This window comes from Paenibacillus arenosi (assembly GCF_014841135.1).
Classification (GTDB): Bacteria; Bacillota; Bacilli; order Paenibacillales; family Paenibacillaceae; genus Paenibacillus_B; species Paenibacillus_B arenosi.
The window spans coordinates 86,108-105,277 of sequence record NZ_JACYTN010000012.1; the positions used below are offsets into that span (position 1 = coordinate 86,108).

Here is a 19,170-nt window from a genome sequence, read left to right on the forward strand (position 1 = left end):
TTGAACCACATGCACACTCAACTCCTTTGTTCTGTTGTGCAAAGAATAGACAGTGACTAAATCGTATATTTCTATTCCCTATAACAGTAAAAGTGCCTGCAACGCGACTTGTGCAGGCACTTTCGTTCATCTCATATTACTAGTTAAGGCAGCAAATGGTTCGATTTCAGAAATTGTTTGGCCACCGAAGCTGCATCTTTCTTCTCCACATTTACTTTGTAATTCATGAGTCGCATTTCATCATCCGTAATTTTGCCGGAAAGCTTGTTCAATACGTTTTCCAGCTCGGGATATTTCGCTAACGTTTCAGCTTTTAATAAGGGTGCTCCTTGATAAGGTGGAAAAAGATGTTTGTCGTCCCCTAATACAGTAAGGTTATATTGCTGGAGTTCACTATCTGTTGAATAGGCATCAATCACATGGATGTCACCATTATTCAAGGCTGTGTATCTTAGTGCTGGCTGCATAATGTTGATCTTGGCGAATTGAATGCCGTACAACTTCTGAATACCTAAATATCCATCTTCCCGTTCAGGAAATTCCGGTGTGAAACCAGCGTGCAGCAAATGTTCGACTGCTTTTAAGTCAGAAATCGTGTTAAGATTGTATTTCTCTGCCAGAGCTGAAGGAATAGCAAGAGCGTATGTATTATTGTAAGCCATGGGCTCCAGCATCCGTAAATTCAATTTGTTCTGCAGCCCATCTTTCGCCTGCTCAAATACTTTAGTTTGATCGGTACTTTCAGGTTGCTCTTTCAAAAGATCAACAATAGCGGTCCCCGTAAATTCAGGATATAGATCGATACTGCCAGATGTAAGCGCGGTATATACAAAAGAGGTTCCGCCCATATTGGGCTTCAGCTCTACGTTAAGCGACGTATTTTCTTCTATAAGAAGTTTGTACATATTCATTAATAATTCCGGCTCTGCTCCCAGTTTCCCTCCTATAACTAAATCTTTTTGGGATTGAAACCCAAGAGATACGAAAATCAATAAAAAGACGGCGATAACAGCCGAAACAACCGATACCATTGACTTCTTAAATGAGAATTTTTCAATTTTCCTTAATAAAAAATCAAATAGTAAAGCTAATACAGCAGCGGGAATTGCACCAAGGACAATAAGGCTAGTATCGTTCCGATCAATTCCAACGATAATTAAATCCCCAAGCCCACCTGCTCCGATAAGAGAGGCAATAGTCGTGGTTCCTATAATTAGCACCATCGCTGTACGTATACCTGCCATAATGACTGGCATCGCAAGAGGAAGTTCCACTTTAAGCAAAAGCCTGCGATTATTCATGCCAAGACCTCGGGCAGCTTCAATCAAGCTGCGATCTACTTCCATAATCCCCGTATATATATTTCTTAGAATGGGTAGCAGTGCATAAAGGACGAGAGCAATGATGGCCGGCACTGTCCCAATACCAACTAGCGGTATAAGCAGACCAAGTAGAGCTAAAGAAGGAATCGTCTGACATACAGCAGCTGCTCCAATCACGATCTCAGCTGCTTTTTTCTTTCGTGTCAAATATATACCTAGAGGAACGGATATCAATAGCGCAAAAAATAACGAGATAAACGAGATGGTCATATGCTCGATTAATGCGCTCCATAAGTCTTCTTTTCGGTCTAGAAAGGTCTGCCACAAAGTACTCATTTGACGTTACCTACTTTCATTTTCACCTGACCGGATAAATGCTGCAGCATCGTTTGGCGATCTAACATACCAACCATTACTCCGTCTCTTACGACGGGTACCTGCTCCTGTTGGGATAACAGCTCTAGTGTGCGTTCCAGTGAGCTATTTACGCTTAGCGTTTCCATTCCCTCATAATTCCCTGTAAAAGAGGTTGAATCGGATATCAGTCTTGTCAGATCAAAATCTGCGACAGGTAATTTCGTATCTGTCCTGCCTATAAAGCTGCTCACAAAGTCATTGGCTGGTCGATGAACTAATTCATCAGGAGTTCCCACCTGCACCAATTCTCCGTCCTTCATGATCGCGATGCGATCCCCCAGCTTTAATGCTTCCTGCATATCATGTGTTACAAATACGATTGTTTTCTTAATCGATCTTTGCAATGTCAGAATATCGTCCTGCAGCTTTTCTCTGCTAATCGGATCTAGCGCACTGAACGGCTCATCCATAATGATGATGTCAGGATCTGCTGCAAGTGCTCGAATGACCCCCACTCTTTGCTGTTGCCCACCAGACAGTTCTCTCGGTTTTCTATTTCTATAAATATGGGGTTCTAAGCCTACCATCGTCAGTAATTCATCTACCCGCTCCACCATCTTTTCTTTCGTCCACTTCTTCATTTCAGGTACGATGGCGATGTTCTCCGCAATGGTCATATGAGGAAATAAAGCAATTTGCTGCAGCACATAGCCGATGTTCCAACGTAGTTCGTGAATATCATAGTCACTGATCTTTTTTCCATGAATGAGAATCGTACCTTCCGACAGATCGATAAGTCGATTTATCATTTTCAAGGTTGTTGTTTTCCCGCTGCCACTTGGGCCAATTAAGACAAAGAACTCGCCTTTATGAATGGTCAAATGTAAAGATTTTACGATAGGTGCACCCTGATCGAAGTGCTTGGATACATTTTGGAATTGGATCATGATTTGACTCCTTTATTGCTTTAATACAAGCCCACTTCTTGTCTTATTCAATCTTGTCTTCCTTAGACATATTGGTTACTGCTGAAACATAGTACTCATCATATAGTAAAAAACCGCGATGATCGCGGCTTTTTTATTAAATATTCAATTTGAGCTATACCTATGTTGTGGTTATGTTATCCTAACCGTATTCCCACTTAAGGAGTTACAATATTGGACATAATGTCGAACGTATCCAAAAGCTCTAAAAACTCATTTAGTTTTGCAGACTCACCCGATAAGGATAACTGACCATCTGCCAGCGCTTGTTCTGGTGTAAGTTGACCCGTTCCGATCTTATAAAATGCCACTTTGTCGATAATTAAGGCAGTATCAGGTTGGTCGGCTGCTACATTTGCTTTGTACGTTAACACACTATTTTCCACATACAACGTGTACGTCTCATTCATATCTGTGAAAGTCACATTTATCGTTACGGATATCCCTTCCGCTTTTGGCCCATTCAATTTAATCGCCAACAGCTTAAAGAAGTCATCTACGGGCACATCGTTTAACATTTTTGATGTATTTTTCGTTTCGGATTTGACGCCATGTCTTAGTTCGTGGGCACCAGACAGATATACATTGCGCCAAATCGCAGATTCTGCTTGGAATCCTAGTTGTTCAAAGGCATCAGCTAGCAATTGCTTAGCTTCTTCATGATCTGGTTCGGACATAACGACATGCTTCAAAATTTGAGCAACCCACCGGTATTCTCCCTTTTCATAATCGACTCTGGCTTGTTCGATTACCTTCGACGCTCCCCCTATATATTGAACATACTTTTGGGCAGACTCGACTTGAGGTAGCGGATCCAAATCGGATGGATTACCGCTGTAATACCCTAAGTAAAAATTGTATATCGCTTTCACATTATGTTTGAGTGTTCCATAATAGCCTCGATTACCCCAATACGTATTCAATGTAGGAGGAAGTTGCATCGCTTCTGCTATTTCATCCATCGTATACCCATGATTAGCTAGGCGAACCGTTTGATCATGCATATATTTGTACATATCACGCTGCATTTTTAAATGATATAGCGCATTTTCCTTTCCAAACGCAGGCCACGCATGGATCATAATCAACGCTTCAAGCTCAACTTTTTTACAAAAATCAATGGTTGTATCCAGTGCATTCACCCATGCTAATGTATCTCGCGGCTTTGCACCTCGTAGTGTATAGATTTGATGCATCGTTCTATTGGCATTTTCGGATGCAAACATAACCTTATAATCATGAACATAAAAATGCATCTCCGAAGGAGCTTCTGTATTTAGAGCCAACTGGAATTGAAACGTGATGCCGTCTATTTCAGTTTTAAGGAATTTTTCATGGATTTCATTAGTAGGTGCTTTAAAGCTTATCGTACCACTACCTACATCAAGACCTATGCCAGCGTTTATTTGCCCTGTTGGACCAATCGGTAACATCGCTCCAGCTTGATATTGAGCACGACGACTCATGATTATACCTAATAGTACTTGCTCACTCATCGTTTCTTTGGTGAAATTTTCTGGCGCAATAATCGGGATATTTGCGTTCTCAGCATAGTGCAATATACCATGGATGCCACCATAATGATCAATATGGCTTTGGCTAATAATAATGGCGGATACCGGTTTTTTGGGTCTATGTTTATAATACAGCTGCATGACTGCCTTGGCCGATTCTATCGTTGATTGTGTATCACACACAATGACACCCGTTTTACCTTCGATCAGAATGGTGTAGGCTAATCCTTGACCACGTACTTGATAAACACCCTCAACCACTTCAAATAAGCCTGTAATCGTCTGCAACTGCCCATTTCTCCATAAGCTTGGGTTCACTGTCTCAGGTGCTGGATCTTGCTCTATAAATTTCATTTGTTCGATATCCCAAGCAATGTCACCTTCATCATTAAAAACTTTCGTTTCTAATGGTGCGATGAAACCTTTTTTAGCCTCTTCATAATCTTGTTTATTTTCAAAGTTCAACTCGTTATAAACATGTTCGTGTAGTTTTTTTGTAAAAGAAGTAGCTAATCTAGGTGTAGCTTCATTTGACATTTACGAATACCTCCGTATGTTTTGTTAAGTTGTATAGTTTTCAATGCATATTGCGTAATATGTATACTGCTATTTTCATTGCTATTGTCTCCGTTTTTCTAATGTTTATGTTAAGCACAACAGCCGGATATAGACGGTCACTTTCCAAACAAAGAAAAAACCCATGCAATCCTAGTATCTCACTGGACCACATGGGCTAACCTCGTCAATTGCTTAGAGCAATTCGTGTTTGGGCTAACTCGTATATTAGCTGCGCACAATTACACCTTATTTTATTTTTTAACCGCTTCTTTTAGCAGTTCGATCTTGTCTTTCTTAGACATATCAAATGTAGCGGAAACGCTGTACTCGTGCTTATCATCATGCCAAAACATATATTTTGGATACATATGGGCTGGCAAATCATCCTCAAAGAAACCATTTTTCTTCACTTCATCTGCGCCAATAGTATACTTAGAAATCGCAATCGTGTCCTTACCATTCGTATACTCAAGACGTATGGTTGCAGCCTCTTTCCAATCTATCTTTTTCACGTAGATAGGTTTACCGCTCTGCTTTCCTTCAGCTCGTACTTCTTCCACGAATTCCCCTTCTGTTGGGCCTTCGATTCTAGCTTTTGAGAATGTAAATCCCTCTGGTAAGTTGGACGGCTGTTCTAAGATGGACCCTTCTAGCGTAGAGGCTTGTTTCATATAGTCCTCGTAGCTATTGTAATGGTCGATTCCTCCCCAATAGCTTAGATCGAGACCACTATTAATGCCTTTATATTTATGATACAAAACAAACATATCGCCTGTTTGTTTATGTAGTTGTTTCACTCTATTTTTCTCGTCTTCAATAAACTTCAAATCCTCGGCAGGTATAGATTTGGCTGCTTCAGTGGATTTTCGGTTAGCTTCGTCTATTGCTTTTTTATAGTTCTCGCGCTCTTCCAAAGAATCTATTCCCTCTGGGTAAACAATCGCTGGTTGTGATGTAGGGCCTGTATTGCTTTCTTTAGCATTAACCAAGGATACACTGCCAAGCGCAAGAAGCATCGTTAATCCTAGAATAGATAATTTATATGATTTTTTATGAAAATGTTTGATCATGATAAGTCTCCTTTTCATTTGTTTATGAGTGGCAGACAAAGCAGCAACCCCTGGCTGCTGATGATGTCCTGTAAAATGCTCCAGCACGTGGAGAATCGTTAGCCCGTATGCATGATTTTGCTGAGGACTCAGTCTATCCAGTGCACATGCATCACAAGCAAGCTCTTGATGCTGCCTTGCTTTGTGAACAGCAAGCCATAGCAGCGGATTGAACCAATGGAGAATCAGTAGGAAGTGCATCATCCAATTCACAGCCACATCCCAGCGCTTAATATGTGCAAATTCATGCACGAGAATATAGCGCAGTTGATCCCTTTGTAGTGTTACAAGCAAACTGGGTGATATAACGATCGCAGGGTTCCGTAAGCCAACCACTGCTGGTCCAGGAATTTGCTCTGATGCGACGAAGCGAACGTTTCGCTGTATATGCAATAACTGCTTCGTCTCCTGAAATAATGACGATAAATAAGGCGTATCAATGGCCCGGCCTGCACGAAGCGCTTGTTTCAAGCGAAATTGATCAACTACGGTCTTTACAGTTAAAATCATAACGCCTGCAAACCATACCACCATCAGCATGTTTATGAAACCTAATTGCTTGACAACGCTCCACCATGAAGCATCTTCTTGCCCCGCCCCTGATAAAAGATTCTCATTTGTTCCGTCGGTTAATTCGATATTGGAAAGTCCTTGATAATAAACGCCATCTTCCGAGACCCCTAGCGTGTCCTTCCGCCAATGATGCCATGCCGCTGAATCTTGAACTCGCTCATGCACACCAGGCGCAATGCTTTCCAATGCAAACATATTGTACACACTTAGCGATGATTCTGGTGCCCACGGCAGCAGAAGACGGATGACAACAGGCATCCACAGTAAATAGTGCCATCTCGCTTCCAGTTTGTTTTTCATTATAAATTGTAAAATAAGAACAACAATAACTAATATGCTTGCCATGAAGGATGCCTGAATGACCCACTCAAAAATGGACACTAAACCTGCATATAAGGAAGGACTCATCATCTATCTCTCTTTTCTTGTTGTTTGTCGCTGCCATTATCGTCAAATAAAGCTTTTAATGCCTCAATCTCTTGGGTATTCAACTTTTCATCTTCTAAAAAGTGGGCTAGCATGGGCCTCCATGATCCGCCATACAGCTTTTTAACAAAAGACTTAGTTTCGGATCGCAAATATTCCTGCTCGCTAACGAGGGGGTAAAATAGCTGAAAACGCTTTGCACTATTATCTAGCTTCACCCCAACCGCTTGTTTTTGCACCAAACGGTTCAAGAGCGTTCGAGTTGTATTCGGACTCCAATCCATTCGATCCGCCATTATTTTTACGATTTCGCTAGAAAGGCGATCTGGATTCGTCCATAAAATACGCATGACTTCTAGTTCTGCATCGGTAATGGATGGTATGTGCTGCATTTGTGAAACCTCCACGGTCCATTTTCTCAGATTACGTGTAGACAATTATCAGACTACGTATGTAGTTATATATTAAAATACTACATTTGTAGTTTAGTAATGTCAACCTGTTTAGTCGAGAAAAGTTCCCATATATTTAGTATCATGCAGCATCTAACAACTACTTTTTCTTAATCGCTTTTTTCAAAATTTCGATTTTTTGCTTTTTTGGCATGTCAAATGTCGTGGATATACTGTAGCCAAACGTATCATCCTGCCAGTACACATATTTAGGATAAATATGTTTCGGGAGCTCATCTTCGTAATAACCTTTTTTCTTCGTTGAATCTTTGTCTAATGTAAACTTAGAAAGAGCAATAGTATTTTTGCCTTTCGTATATTTCAGGCGAATGCTTGCTGCTTCTTTCCAATCTATCTTTTTGGTATAGAGCGGTTTTCCACTTTTCTTGCCTTCGGCTCTCGCTTCAGCAACGAACTTTCCTTCCGTTGGGCCTTCGATTAATGCTTCTGAGAACGTATAGCCCTTCGGTAAATTGGAAGGCTGCTGCATGATTGACCCTTTCAACGTAGAGGCTTTTTTCAAATAGTCTTCATACGTTTTGTAGGAATGAGTCCCTCCCCAGAAGCTTAGATCAAGTCCGCTATTCAATACTTTGTATTTGTGATACAAAATAAACATATCACCGGACTTCTCGCTTAGCTCCTTTACTCTTTTCAATTCATTTTCAATAAACTGTTTGTCTTCTTCTGGTATAGCTTGGCTTGATTTGGCTGCTTTTTTAACGGGCTGTTGCTGCGTCGCTTTATTCGATCCCACTCCTGCTGTAAAGTGCATGGAGGAGCCGAGTAATAAGACACCGCTTAGTACTGCAACTGCTGCTTTTGATACTGTGTTCATGTTGTGTTTCTCCTTTCTTCCTCATTGCGATCTTAAACTACATTTGTAGTTACAAGAACAATACTACAACTGTAGTTTGTGAATGTCAACCTATTTGCATAGAGAAGGCCTCTTTATTTTTATAAAAGTAATTACATAAGGCGCTGAATTACAAAAAAACTCCCCTACTTAGGTAGAAGGAGTAAATACACTTGTATCGTTTTGTTTCTATGAATACTACAATGCGATTCGATTAGTATTTTCATTTATATTTAAGGTTCATTTAAGGTTCCAGATATAATATACAATCCGTAAGAAAAGTGGTTAAAAATTACAGCTCAGGAGTGATGCGCATGTTCAAAAAATAGGACAATACACGACTTTTATAAAAGGACAAAAAAATGATTAGGGAGTGAATGGTTATGCGAGAAAAGTGGAGTAAGATTTCATTAATGCTGACGATTGTAATGGGATTTTTAATGGTAGTTCCCCTTACCGCATTTGCTGCACTGCCCACGCCAACGCTAAATGTCAGTGCATCTAATGCAGCTTGTACGCTGAGCTGGAATGCGGTAAGTGGCGCTAATGGTTATGATGTTTATCGCAACGGAAACTGGTATAAATGGACTAATACAACTTCATGGTCTGATACAGGCTTAACCAACGGGACGGCTTACACGTATACCGTCTCTGCTCAAAATGATACGACCACTCCAGTGACAACCTCACCTAAAAGTGCTAGCAAATCTTGTACGCCAACTGCTGGAAACGGCAATACGGGGGGATTTGTTGTATCAGAAGCACAATTCAATCAAATGTTCCCTAACCGTAATTCATTTTATACGTACACTGGCTTAGTTTCTGCAATGGTTTCGTTCCCTCAGTTTGCAAAAACGGGAAGTGATGAAATTAGAAAACGGGAAGCCGCTGCCTTCCTAGCCAACGTTGCACAGGAATCAGGATTTTTACAATATGTACGAGAGTCGAATACAGCGAATTGGCCGCTCTACTGCGATAATTCAAATGTTCTTTATCCATGTGCTCCAGGTCAGCAGTACTATGGACGCGGACCGCTTCAATTAAGCTGGAACGGAAACTATGGCGCAGCTGGCGCTGCTTTAGGACTCCCGCTTCGTACAAATCCTGACTTGGTTGCCACAGATCCTGCTGTGTCCTGGAAAACAGCCTTGTGGTTCTGGACGACATCAACAGGCGCAGGAACGATGACTGCTCACAATGCCATAATAAATAATCAGGGTTTCGGTGAGACCATTCGAGCAATCAATGGTGCTGTTGAATGCGGCGGCAAAGAACCTACTAAAGTGAATAATCGAATCAATTACTTTACTAATTTCTCCAATATACTTGGTGTCTCCACTGGCGGAAATTTAAGCTGCTAATTCAAAATAATTGCAACATGAAAGAGCCCAAATTTTTATTACGGGCTCTTTCATGTTCTACTAGCTTACTTTTATAATTTTAGGCTGCCAACTAGTAAATGAACTAGCTTGTTTGTCTAGTATGACCGTTTTTATACCCCAGTATTGATAACTCCATAATGAATAAGATCCTCATACTTACCTTCTTTATAAACATGCTGTACAAGCCTACCTTCTTCCACCATACCTACTTTCTCCATTACACGTCCAGAGGCAGGATTGGAAGCAAAGAATCTCGCAAATACTCTGTGATATTTCTTTTCTGCAAAAGCAAACGAAATGACCGCTTTGCTTGCTTCTGTTGCATAGCCCTTCCCCCAATATTCCTCACCTATCCAATAACCGAGCTCGCCATTTTTATGTAATGGCTTATAACTTAGTCCTATCGCTCCGTAAAGCTCATGCGTATATTTATCGGTGATCGCAAACTCGTAAGATCGATTATGACGAAAATTGTCTTCATGTGTTTGAATCCATGATTGTGCACTTTCTATCGGATACGGATAAGGCAGCGTCAATGTACTTTTATAAACATTATAATTGTTGCAGAACTCGGAGACACGTTGTGCATCCGATAATTGAAACGGTCTTACTAACAATCTTTCGGTTGTAATGGTTCTGTGCTCTTCATTGTACATAGTCCTGCCTCCTCCATATGCTTACACATCTTACTCTCATCGTATTATGTGCCCTACAAATGAGTATTCTTGATATAGTATAATAGTGGGATTTTATCGTCAATCGATTTACGTTAAAATAATATAGAAACCTATACATATGTTGGTTTATAGCATTACTCTGAATGCAGGTTTACCTATTGCGATTATTTGATAAAAACGCCAATGAAATCATGCCCTATCCCGATAGGAGGAGCAACGACATGGATTGGAAAGCTATTTTCGAAATGTGTTACCACAAGTGTCCCGAGATGTCAGAACATGAATTAGAACTGCTTATAAATACTTGGAATCAACCTCTATCTGAGCAAGAAATTCAGGAAATAGTAGAAAGGCAGCGCAACCCTTTCCCAGTAGCAGATCCCCTACATCAACGGTACCAACCATTTGATCCTGCAAAATGGAACATTCCGAACAAACGATTACCAGCTGCCTACATCGAATTGCTGCGTTATTCCAATGGGGGCGAATTTAGCAACGGAGAACGGCATTTTCAATTTTTTAGCAGTGATGAGTTAAGATCCATGATGCTTGCCTATGAATTTCCCGAGTATATGCCTGGAGCTGTACCATTTGCGATGGACGGCTGTGGTCATCATTATGCATGGGACATGAGAACAGACAAGCATCAAGATGAATATCCTATTCTCGTCACTCACTCAGGAAATTTAGGTTACGAGGATGCTGTACCAATTGCCGTATCATTTATGGAACTGTGCAAAGGGACTATTTCGGTCGAATACATACGATATGGCTAAAAACCAAGTCTCACACGGCATGCTCATCAAGTTTAGAATCTACAGCATGATTTACGCTAATAGAAATATTGCACCGAATAACCGCTTTATAGCGAGAACTTTTTAACCATTACAATGTTGGAGGGTACCATGGATCAATCCCTTATTGAGCAATTCAATCAATGGCATGAAGAAGACAAACATCAGTATATCGTGGATAAATTGTTAGCCATTCCCGAGACTGAATGGGATTATGAGGCGTTCAGTCGAATAGGAAGAGCCTATAATAATTTGGGCCTTTACGAAGAGGCACTTCAACAATTCGATAAAATTGCTGAAGAAGGACAACAAGATTCACTGTGGCATTATCGAGTAGGCTTTGCCCTATTTCATCTGAAAAGATTTGAGGACGCGGCTCAGGCTCTGCGTTCTGCTGATAAACTAGAAGCTGGTGATCCGAATATCGAATATTTGCTATCATTGAGTTTGCAAAAGGTGAAAAAACAACAGCGAGAAGAGCTGCGAATTGCCGCGAAAAGAAAACATGCGATCGAATGGAGTATTTCAACAGCATTAAAGATACCTTTTTCCAACATTTCCTTAGATGATTTTTGGGAGGACAGTGAATATGCGAAACAATCTTATCTATCTGATCCTCCGACTGTTGAGCTGATTCATTCAATCGAAGAAGAGTTAGGCTATAAGCTCCCCTCCTCTTACATCGCATTGATGAAACAGCAAAATGGAGGAATTCCTAAGAACACCTGCTTCCCAACAGAGGAAGCAACTTCTTGGGCTGAGGATCATATTGCCATTACAGGTATAATGGGCATTGGCCGAGAGAAAAATTATTCCCTTTGCGGAGAGTTAGGTAGTCCGTTTATGATCGAGGAATGGGGCTATCCCGACATCGGCATCGTTATTTGCGACTGCCCTTCAGCAGGACATGACGTAGTCATGTTAGACTACCGAGCATGCGGGCGAGATGGCGAGCCTGAGGTCGTTCATGTTGATCAGGAAAACGAATATGAAATTACATTTTTAGCTGATAATTTTGAAGCTTTTATTTGTGGACTTGTAAGCGAAGAGGAATACGATACTTCCGAGGAGGACAAGACAGAGGATCTTTACAAAGTAGCCCATGGCAAGTTTTCACCCTTGCTGGAGGAGCTGTGCTCACAAGTATCAGAGGTTGACCAAATTGAAATGAAAATTCGTTCGATTTGTACAAAAGTTGTTGAAGAAAAAGGACATTTTTCCTTTCATGCAGATGAATTATCTTATTTGATGTATGATGTACAGTTTTGGTTATATACAAAGTCATATCCGAATACGAATCGCGAGGAATATTTGAAGATGTATGATCGAATGATTGCCTTCGGCGGTGAATTTGGGCAAGGTGGCTATGCTCCTGGATGGATTACCGAATGGTTAGAACGGCGCATGAAGGAAGGTCGAATTATACAGGAAAATGGACGTCTTCGGTTCACCGAGCAGTTCACTACGGAATTGATGAACACCCTACTGGTTATTTAAAGTTATTTAAAGTTATTTAAAGCTACTGAAAAAACAGCTATTATAATGGATTGAATTCCACGCACCTACAAACAAGGTCGGTATGAAGTATATCCGATTTAGATAAACAATCCCGTAGGATACGATGGTGAACGCTACTCCTATAAGCTTCTAGCTTAGCCGAGTGACAAATGTGCAGTTATTTACTCCGAAAATATCCTTTTTCGGAGTAATATTGACAAAAATGCAGTTATTTCGGTTTAGTTATCGATATCAATTGCATAATCAAGAAAAATAAATGCACGTTTGTCCAAATCCATCGAAAATGGATAATCTCTCGTTATGGTAACTGCACTTTTGTCCAAAGCATCGATAAGTTTACTATTGCATCGAAAGAGTACGAGTACAATATAGGAAGTAGTACGTCTGTTTCACACTACCTTTATAGGAACCAGCATGCATATAGCCCCCCATCCCACTGCAATCTGGTAATGGAGGGCTATAGATATTGGCTATTTTGCTTCCGTTACTGGCGTAGTGGCGATAACTGCGCGATTTTTAAAGTCACTATCAGCTGCATATTCTGCTGGTGGATGAAACTCTTTCTCCATTTTTGCCACGACAATCGTAGCGACGCCGTTTCCGATCAAGTTTGTAATCGAACGAGCTTCAGACATAAAGCGATCTACACCAATCAAGATGGCTAAGCCAGCAATTGGGATCGTCGGGAACGCCGCCAACGTTGCGGCAAGTGTAATAAAGCCTGAACCTGTTACCCCTGCAGCACCTTTAGACGTCAGCATCAAAATTCCGAGCAATACAAGTTGCTCCCATACGCTAAGATCAACACCGTACGCTTGTGCTATAAAAATGGCTGCCATAGATAAGTAAATGGATGTTCCGTCCAAGTTAAAGGAGTAGCCCGTTGGAATAACTAAACCAACAACGGACTTCGAACAGCCATACTTCTCCAGCTTATCCATCATGCGCGGCAGCGCCGATTCCGAAGAAGATGTACCAAGTACGAGCAATACTTCATCTTTAATGTAGCGAATAAATTTGAAAAGACGGAAGCCGTACAATCTTGCGATACCACCCAAAATAAATACTACAAACAAGAACATCGTAATGTACACACAAGTCATCAACAAACCTAGTTTTGTTAAAGAGCCTATACCGAACTTGCCAATCGTGTATGCCATTGCACCAAATGCAGCGATGGGAGACACTTTCATAATCATATTGACGACATTGAAAAATGCATGTGACAGTCGATCAAACAAGTCGATGACTGGCTTTGCTTTCTCACCCATAGCGGTTAACGCCAAGCCGAACAATACCGCAAAGAACAAGATCGGCAGCAAGTCACCACTTGCCAACGCTGCAACTACATTTTCAGGCACGATAGAAACGACGAATTCCATCATGGTCTGATTGCCTTCCTCTGCCTTTTGTACATACGTAGTTACATCGCCCTGCACCGCAGCCGTATCAAACCCTTCACCTGGTTTGATAACGTTGACTACGATAAGTCCAATCGCTAGTGCAATGGTTGTAACGATCTCAAAATATAGCAGCGCTTTACCGCCAATGCGGCCAACTTTCTTCATATCCCCCATACTGGCAATACCATTCACAACGGTGAACAAAACGATTGGTGCGATAACCATTTTAATCAACTTAATAAAGACATCTCCGAGCACTTTGAGCTTTTCACCAAAGGCTGGGAAGAAATGACCGACCAAAATCCCAATAATTATGGCGATAACTACTTGAACCGTCAAGTTTTTAAAATTGATTCTCAAGAGGAACACCCTTTCTTGTCACGTTCTACAATGTGAAGGAATGTGAATTTGTGTCCTCATTGTAGGCAAGAAAGCGGTTCCATTCAATAATGTGGTCATATTGGTCTTTTTGGTCTTGCTGTTTCCACATCGTTATGGACTGTGTGTATCATATTTATGTCGAAGTGACTTAATTTGCGCCAGTAAAGGAGCTCCAATCTCTTGCTCCACCTGCTCGTAAATGGGTGCTAATTTCTTTAGCCACTCGTCTCGCTCTTTGACAGTCAGCTGATGAATGGTCATCATGCCGCTCTTCTTAATTTCATTAAGCTGCTGGTCATTAAGCTGCTGAGCAAGCTTCCTATTCCATTGTGTCGTCTCTGCTAATGCCAGTTCCAGCTCGTGACGAATATCAGCAGGAAGCCCCTCCCAGAACGAGCGGTTGACAATAACCGCATATCCTAAATAGCCATGATTGCTGATCGTCATATACCGCTGTACTTGATAGAGGCGTTTACTATATATGTTTGAAATCGTATTTTCCTGTCCATCGACGTCGCCGCGCACAACGCTGTGGTACACCTCCGTGAAGGGCATCATGACCGCTTCCGCGCCCAATGCATGAAACTGCTGCTCCAACACTTCGCTCGGCAATATGCGGAACGTCTGACCTGCGAAATCTTCAGGATGAATTAGTGGCCGCTGGGCACTTGTTACCTGCTTAAAACCGTTGTTCCAAAAGGAAATACCTCTCATATTTGCATTGGTCAGCTCACCAAGCAACTGCTTGCCAATCTCACCTTGTAACGCTTCATCTACCGCTTGTTGATTAGGAAAAGCAAATGGCAAATCAAACGCTTTCCAGCTTGGGAATGCACTGGTTAGATTCGAAAAAGACGGCGCAATCATTTGGATATCCCCTCGACTAAGAGCGTCTAGCTCATGCTTGTCTGTATATAAGGTTCCATTCGGGTATACTTGCACTTCGACACGATCGCTCAATCGCTCGTGAACGAGCTTGGCAAATCGTTCTGCCGCCAATCCCTTGGGCGTGTTTTCAGCAACAACATGACTAAACTTAATGACAATACGATCTTTGAGACCCGCTTGTTCTGCATCATAAGGCAATGGTTTCGACGAATGGAGTGGAAATCCGATCAGTATAGCAGTAATGAGACCAACAAGTACAAAAATCCCAATTGTGACGAAAGATCTCATTATTTCGCCCCTTCCCTGTTGATTATTTCCATTTATTATTTCACAATGATAGAAAGACGTAAATGGTAGGGAGCGAAACTAGCCATGCATCAAATCAATATTCGCCACTTGCGCTATATTCGCAACTTGCCTGTATATGGTAAAATTGCGCTACTCGCATTTGGTCTAACTTCGTTCTCACTCTTAATTGGCGGCATTATCGTCGTAGGCATTATGACACGCATGACCGAGGATGAGCTTGGTCGCCGATTAATGACGACAGCGCGAACCGTTGCGGAGCAGCCGCATATCCGAGAAAAGGTGCAGCTTCCGGTATCGGCAGCACAAGACATCGCCTACGAAACTGAAAATATCCGAATGATTAATGAAGTATCTTATATCGTCGTGCTCAATATGGACCGCATTCGCTATTCGCATCCGATCACGGATCGGATCGGCAAGCCTATTACGGATGATAAAGACATGGAGCCTGCGTTCGCGGAGCATTCTTACTTATCTAAAGTAAAAGGCGAAGCTGGTTCTGCCCTGCGGGCTTATGTGCCGATCATGAATACACAGCATCATCAAGTAGGTGTGGTGATGGCTGGGTTGCTGCTGCCGAGCATCAACCAGATGATTTGGGAGCAGCGCGGGGCCATTGCTGCAACGCTCATGCTCGCCCTTCTCTTCGGATTGCTTGGGGCGTGGCAGCTATCCCGAAATATTAAGCGGCAAATGTTCAATTTGGAGCCGCAAGAGATTGCGCGTATCTTATTAGAGCGCACAGCCGCTTTTCAAGCGATGCACGAAGGTGTTATCGCGGTGGATAACAAAGAGCGCATCACGATATTTAATGAGCGTGCAAAGCAAATTTTTGATATCGAAGGCAATCCAGTTGGCCAGCCCATTCGTGATGTCATTCCAGATACGAGGCTGCCAGAAATTTTGACGTTGCAGCAGCCGATATATAATCGTGAATTAATCGTGCGCAAAGCGGTGATTTGGAGCAATCGCATCCCCATTACTGTGCAGGGACAGACCGTCGGTGCGATCGCCATTTTTCAAGACCGAACGGAACTAGCGCACATGGCGGAAGAATTAACTGGCGTTAAGGCATTTGTCGATGCGCTACGCGTCCAAAATCACGAATATATGAATAAACTCCATACGATAGCAGGCCTTATTCAGCTTGAGCACTATGAACAAGCACTTGATTATTTGTTCGAGGTATCTGAACGACAGGAAGAACTACTTTCCTTCGTTAAAGAACGCTTTTCAGATGAAGGGATTGGCGGACTGCTGCTCAGCAAAATTTCGCGTGGTCAAGAACTTGGTATTCACGTAGAATTAGACAAGCGCAGTGGATTGACACAATTTCCACCGAAGCTGGATCGGCACGATCTTGTGCTGCTGCTCGGAAACTTAATTGAAAACGCTTTCGATGCATTGGAACTGGCTGAACGTGAACATAAAGAAGTGGTAATCAGCATAGAACAAGATGATGAAGTGCTGTCGATTATGGTCGAGGACAACGCAAACGGCATGGATGAATGTACACAGCAGCATATGTTTGAAAAAGGTTTTTCCACCAAAGCTGCCGACGGGCGCGGCATCGGTTTGTACTTAATTGACAACATCATTGAAAAAGGCTGTGGAGAGCTTGTCTGTCACTCCTCTACTGGAAACGGAACATCGATGATTATTACCTTCCCGATGCAAGAAGGAGCATCCTAATCTGCAATTGATAACCATGTATCACTATTTAAGATGATGCGCTTGTGAAAGGAGTCAAAATCCATGAATAAGAAGCAAGCTCAAATAAATGAGTACCGTGTCTTGCTCATTGAAGACGATCCGATGGTACAAGAAGTGAACCGCCAGTTTGTTGAAAATGTGACTGGATTTCGTGTTGAGGGCATCGCTGGAAACGGTATGGAAGGTTTGAAATTGGTGCGGGACTTAGAGCCCGACCTCGTATTTCTTGATATGTTCATGCCCGTACAGGATGGTGTCGAAACCCTTCGGCAAATCAGAGCTGAAGCACTTCCTGTCGATGTTATTGTTGTGACAGCGGCTAAAGATTTGCCTACAGTGAAAAACATTATGCAAAAAGGTGTCTTCGACTACGTTATCAAGCCATTTAAGTTCGAGCGAATTGCGGCGGCACTGGAGCAATATCGAGCATACCGACAAGCACTACTTGAAGAACGTCATGTTACACAGGCAGAACTGGATGCGATTTTACGCAGCACGACTTCCGACTTTGTATTAGATGCTGCGGCGGTACTGCCGAAAGGCTTGCAATCAAGTACCATGCGACAAGTCATTCATTTGCTACAGCACCAGCGTTCATGTTTAACTGCTGAAGAAGTAGCGGACGGTGTCGGTTTGGCGAGAGTAACTGCCCGACGTTATTTAGATTACTTAGTTCAATCAGGCTCTGTTCGTCTTGATATACGTTACGGCAGCGTTGGTAGACCGGTAAATCGTTACGCACTTGTTTCAGCTATCGAACCACACTCACGCTCTTAACATCTTACATCAGGATTGTGAAATAGACACGCCCTGACAGTGATGAATACCTTTACCAAAGGCCAGATGCTCGTTTTCTTTTCTGGTACTATCAAAGCTTCCAGGATCGGAAAACAGTTTGGAATCAAGGTGCGCAGTTGCAAGTGAGAATAGAACCATTTCTCCTTTATGGAGGTTCTTCTCATGCATCGTTAAGTCTTCACTTGCAAAACGCCTGTGGATCATAATGGGCCCGTATAGCGAAGCAGCTCTTCGATAGCATTAGGTAGCATTGCTTCCATAAAAAAATACAGCCACTCATTATTGATTGAGTGACTGTACCCTCTAAAAACGACCTCTTCTACAAGATTGAATACGAATAGATCCATACATAAATCAAACTATAGCTGTCCGAAGTTAATAAAATATGGGATATACCTGCTGTACGGCTCCTTGGTCAATATCATGACCAAAGAAAATGATGCTCGGCTGTATCCCCTCCATTTTCTGTTTGATTCGCTCAATAGATTGCCTCGCCTGCCTATAATCGTACGTAAAAAATGGGGCCCCTTCTTCATAATTGCTTCGCGTATACGCCATATCTACAGTTAATAAAATAGGACCTGTTTTCTTTGTTGTCACAAGCACGGATTGATGCCCAGGTGAATGTCCAGGCGTAGACAAAAGCTGTAATCCTGGAAACGGTTCAGTATCACCTTCCACAATGGTATAGTTCAGATTCGGCAGCAAGCATTCTGGAGGCGCATAAGCAGAGATCCCCTGTTTAACTATTTCCCATTCCTTCTGTTGAATATAAATCGGGGTATCAGGAAAATAAGGGTTACCTCCAGCATGATCCATGTGAAGATGCGAATTGATCACTGCGATCATATCACTTGGTGAGTAGCCTACCTTTTTTAGCACAGAGACAATATGATCATCACGCTCCATCAGCGGAATGATTCGCCCTTCGTAGGGAGTACCCTTAAAATAATCAGGGTTGTTAATAAAGGATTCCGGCATTCCCGTGTCAAGTAGGATCGGACCGTCCTCAGTGACCAGTAAAAAAACCCAAATTGGGATGGTCACCATCTGACCAGGCGGTACATTTAGATTAAGTGCGGAATAATCCGAGGAGAGTTTACCCGCTGGAAGCCAATACAATTTTTCGATCATTACAAATCACCTCATAAATG

The 19,170-nt window shown here is 42.1% G+C and carries 16 protein-coding genes; 5 read left to right on the forward strand and 11 right to left on the reverse strand.

The window, feature by feature from the left end; genetic code table 11:
- Positions 1–143: 143 nt before the first annotated feature.
- From IFO66_RS14815 to IFO66_RS14840, 6 genes are all read right to left on the reverse strand, one after another.
- Positions 144–1,658, reverse strand: coding sequence for an ABC transporter permease/substrate-binding protein (locus IFO66_RS14815; RefSeq protein WP_192025894.1), 1,515 nt, complete (start codon positions 1,656–1,658; stop codon positions 144–146).
- Entirely contained in the window at positions 1,655–2,626 is a 972-nt protein-coding gene (locus tag IFO66_RS14820; RefSeq protein ID WP_192025895.1) for an ABC transporter ATP-binding protein, read from the reverse strand. The genes IFO66_RS14815 and IFO66_RS14820 overlap by 4 nt, the downstream gene beginning before the upstream one ends.
- A gap of 197 nt (positions 2,627–2,823) precedes the next feature.
- Complete coding sequence (locus IFO66_RS14825) at positions 2,824–4,716, reverse strand: alkyl/aryl-sulfatase (protein WP_192025896.1); 1,893 nt, start codon at positions 4,714–4,716, stop codon at positions 2,824–2,826.
- Between the two features lie 272 nt (positions 4,717–4,988).
- A complete protein-coding gene (locus tag IFO66_RS14830) occupies positions 4,989–6,830 on the reverse strand; it encodes a M56 family metallopeptidase (RefSeq protein WP_225445785.1) in 1,842 nt (613 codons plus the stop codon).
- Positions 6,827–7,237, reverse strand: a complete 411-nt coding sequence (locus IFO66_RS14835) for a BlaI/MecI/CopY family transcriptional regulator (RefSeq protein ID WP_192025897.1) — start codon at positions 7,235–7,237, stop codon at positions 6,827–6,829. The genes IFO66_RS14830 and IFO66_RS14835 overlap by 4 nt, the downstream gene beginning before the upstream one ends.
- 160 nt (positions 7,238–7,397) lie before the next feature.
- Positions 7,398–8,135 carry a hypothetical protein gene (locus IFO66_RS14840; protein WP_192025898.1) on the reverse strand — a complete coding sequence of 246 codons (738 nt, stop codon included), beginning with the start codon at positions 8,133–8,135 and terminating at the stop codon, positions 7,398–7,400.
- A 401-nt stretch (positions 8,136–8,536) separates the two neighbouring features.
- Between IFO66_RS14840 and IFO66_RS14845 the strand changes: the two genes are divergently transcribed.
- Complete coding sequence (locus IFO66_RS14845) at positions 8,537–9,514, forward strand: chitinase (RefSeq protein WP_225445786.1); 978 nt, start codon at positions 8,537–8,539, stop codon at positions 9,512–9,514.
- 131 nt (positions 9,515–9,645) lie between these two features.
- Here IFO66_RS14845 and IFO66_RS14850 read toward each other — a convergent pair whose 3' ends face one another.
- Positions 9,646–10,191 (reverse strand): GNAT family N-acetyltransferase, encoded by a 546-nt coding sequence (locus tag IFO66_RS14850; RefSeq protein WP_192025899.1) that lies wholly within the window; start codon positions 10,189–10,191, stop codon positions 9,646–9,648.
- A 242-nt stretch (positions 10,192–10,433) separates the two neighbouring features.
- On the opposite strand from IFO66_RS14850, the gene IFO66_RS14855 reads away from it, so the two are divergent.
- Together IFO66_RS14855 and IFO66_RS14860 are read left to right on the forward strand one after the other, a co-directional pair.
- Positions 10,434–10,988: an SMI1/KNR4 family protein gene (locus IFO66_RS14855; protein WP_192025900.1), complete on the forward strand. Its 555-nt coding sequence runs from the start codon at positions 10,434–10,436 to the stop codon at positions 10,986–10,988.
- A 129-nt stretch (positions 10,989–11,117) separates the two neighbouring features.
- A complete protein-coding gene (locus IFO66_RS14860) occupies positions 11,118–12,503 on the forward strand; it encodes an SMI1/KNR4 family protein (protein ID WP_192025901.1) in 1,386 nt (461 codons plus the stop codon).
- 491 nt (positions 12,504–12,994) lie between these two features.
- Here IFO66_RS14860 and IFO66_RS14865 read toward each other — a convergent pair whose 3' ends face one another.
- Together IFO66_RS14865 and IFO66_RS14870 are read right to left on the reverse strand one after the other, a co-directional pair.
- A complete protein-coding gene (locus tag IFO66_RS14865; RefSeq protein WP_192025902.1) occupies positions 12,995–14,287 on the reverse strand; it encodes a dicarboxylate/amino acid:cation symporter in 1,293 nt (430 codons plus the stop codon).
- Positions 14,288–14,419: 132 nt separating this feature from the next.
- Positions 14,420–15,484 carry a TRAP transporter substrate-binding protein gene (locus IFO66_RS14870; protein WP_192025903.1) on the reverse strand — a complete coding sequence of 355 codons (1,065 nt, stop codon included), beginning with the start codon at positions 15,482–15,484 and terminating at the stop codon, positions 14,420–14,422.
- An 84-nt stretch (positions 15,485–15,568) separates the two neighbouring features.
- On the opposite strand from IFO66_RS14870, the gene IFO66_RS14875 reads away from it, so the two are divergent.
- Together IFO66_RS14875 and IFO66_RS14880 are read left to right on the forward strand one after the other, a co-directional pair.
- Entirely contained in the window at positions 15,569–17,197 is a 1,629-nt protein-coding gene (locus IFO66_RS14875) for an ATP-binding protein (protein ID WP_192025904.1), read from the forward strand.
- 63 nt (positions 17,198–17,260) lie between these two features.
- Positions 17,261–17,995, forward strand: a complete 735-nt coding sequence (locus IFO66_RS14880) for a response regulator (protein ID WP_192025905.1) — start codon at positions 17,261–17,263, stop codon at positions 17,993–17,995.
- 9 nt (positions 17,996–18,004) lie between these two features.
- Here the strand turns inward: IFO66_RS14880 and IFO66_RS24370 are convergent, their stop codons facing one another.
- Together IFO66_RS24370 and aiiA are read right to left on the reverse strand one after the other, a co-directional pair.
- On the reverse strand, positions 18,005–18,220 hold the full coding sequence (locus tag IFO66_RS24370) for a cytochrome P450 (protein WP_225445787.1): 216 nt from the start codon (positions 18,218–18,220) through the stop codon (positions 18,005–18,007).
- Positions 18,221–18,391: 171 nt separating this feature from the next.
- Complete coding sequence (gene aiiA / locus IFO66_RS14890; RefSeq protein ID WP_192025907.1) at positions 18,392–19,150, reverse strand: quorum-quenching N-acyl homoserine lactonase AiiA; 759 nt, start codon at positions 19,148–19,150, stop codon at positions 18,392–18,394.
- Between the last annotated feature and the right edge of the window lie 20 nt (positions 19,151–19,170).

Excerpts from the sequence above, each read along its gene's own strand:
- IFO66_RS14815 (WP_192025894.1), bottom strand. The coding sequence starts at position 1,658 with ATGAGTACTTTGTGGCAGACCTTTCTAGACCGAAAAGAAGACTTATGG.
- IFO66_RS14820 (WP_192025895.1), bottom strand. The coding sequence starts at position 2,626 with ATGATCCAATTCCAAAATGTATCCAAGCACTTCGATCAGGGTGCACCT.
- IFO66_RS14825 (WP_192025896.1), bottom strand. The coding sequence starts at position 4,716 with ATGTCAAATGAAGCTACACCTAGATTAGCTACTTCTTTTACAAAAAAA.
- IFO66_RS14830 (WP_225445785.1), bottom strand. The coding sequence starts at position 6,830 with ATGATGAGTCCTTCCTTATATGCAGGTTTAGTGTCCATTTTTGAGTGG.
- IFO66_RS14835 (WP_192025897.1), bottom strand. The coding sequence starts at position 7,237 with ATGCAGCACATACCATCCATTACCGATGCAGAACTAGAAGTCATGCGT.
- IFO66_RS14840 (WP_192025898.1), bottom strand. The coding sequence starts at position 8,135 with ATGAACACAGTATCAAAAGCAGCAGTTGCAGTACTAAGCGGTGTCTTA.
- IFO66_RS14845 (WP_225445786.1), top strand. The coding sequence starts at position 8,537 with ATGCGAGAAAAGTGGAGTAAGATTTCATTAATGCTGACGATTGTAATG.
- IFO66_RS14850 (WP_192025899.1), bottom strand. The coding sequence starts at position 10,191 with ATGTACAATGAAGAGCACAGAACCATTACAACCGAAAGATTGTTAGTA.
- IFO66_RS14855 (WP_192025900.1), top strand. The coding sequence starts at position 10,434 with ATGGATTGGAAAGCTATTTTCGAAATGTGTTACCACAAGTGTCCCGAG.
- IFO66_RS14860 (WP_192025901.1), top strand. The coding sequence starts at position 11,118 with ATGGATCAATCCCTTATTGAGCAATTCAATCAATGGCATGAAGAAGAC.
- IFO66_RS14870 (WP_192025903.1), bottom strand. The coding sequence starts at position 15,484 with ATGAGATCTTTCGTCACAATTGGGATTTTTGTACTTGTTGGTCTCATT.
- IFO66_RS14875 (WP_192025904.1), top strand. The coding sequence starts at position 15,569 with ATGCATCAAATCAATATTCGCCACTTGCGCTATATTCGCAACTTGCCT.
- IFO66_RS14880 (WP_192025905.1), top strand. The coding sequence starts at position 17,261 with ATGAATAAGAAGCAAGCTCAAATAAATGAGTACCGTGTCTTGCTCATT.
- IFO66_RS24370 (WP_225445787.1), bottom strand. The coding sequence starts at position 18,220 with ATGATCCACAGGCGTTTTGCAAGTGAAGACTTAACGATGCATGAGAAG.
- aiiA (WP_192025907.1), bottom strand. The coding sequence starts at position 19,150 with ATGATCGAAAAATTGTATTGGCTTCCAGCGGGTAAACTCTCCTCGGAT.